1 protein-coding gene is annotated in these 498 nt (G+C 61.8%); it reads right to left on the reverse strand.

What is annotated here, in order from left to right; genetic code table 11:
- The coding region (locus tag RVY79_RS17220; protein ID WP_317465692.1) for an RHS repeat domain-containing protein at positions 1 to 498 on the reverse strand (498 nt) is incomplete at both ends.

Genomic DNA, 498 nt, shown 5'->3' on the forward strand with positions numbered 1-498 from the left:
GCTTCGGTACGACTGACCAAGTTGCCCAGCGCGTCATATGCCAGACGCGTGATGACCGGCGCGGACCCAGCCTGGCTGATAGCCAACTTCCCACTGGCATCTACCGCCACCGACACCAACGACACGGCCGGCGACGATTCAGACACCATACGCCCAGCGGCATCGTACGCGTACGTCCAGGTATCGCCCTTCTTGTTGGTGTAGCTCAGCTTGTCGCCAACGCCGTTCCAGGTGTACGTCTCGGTATCGCCCAGCGGGTCCGTGCTGCTGGTCAGGTGACCTGCGGCGTCGTAGCTGAATACGTTGGTCTGGTCGCCCGTCGCGTCGACATGGATAGCCGCCGACACGCTCGCCTCGGTAGCCGGCGTGTCCAGTGGAATGGCATTCGCATAGAGCGTCGTGCTGACTACACGCCCTGCACCGTCATATTCCGTCTGCTGAACGTTACCGATCGCGTCGATGGCGTAAACCAGTCGACCAGCGAGATCGGAAGAGCGT

The sequence above is a fragment of the Chromohalobacter sp. HP20-39 genome, from assembly GCF_033052815.1.
In the GTDB taxonomy this organism is placed as follows: Bacteria; Pseudomonadota; Gammaproteobacteria; order Pseudomonadales; family Halomonadaceae; genus Chromohalobacter.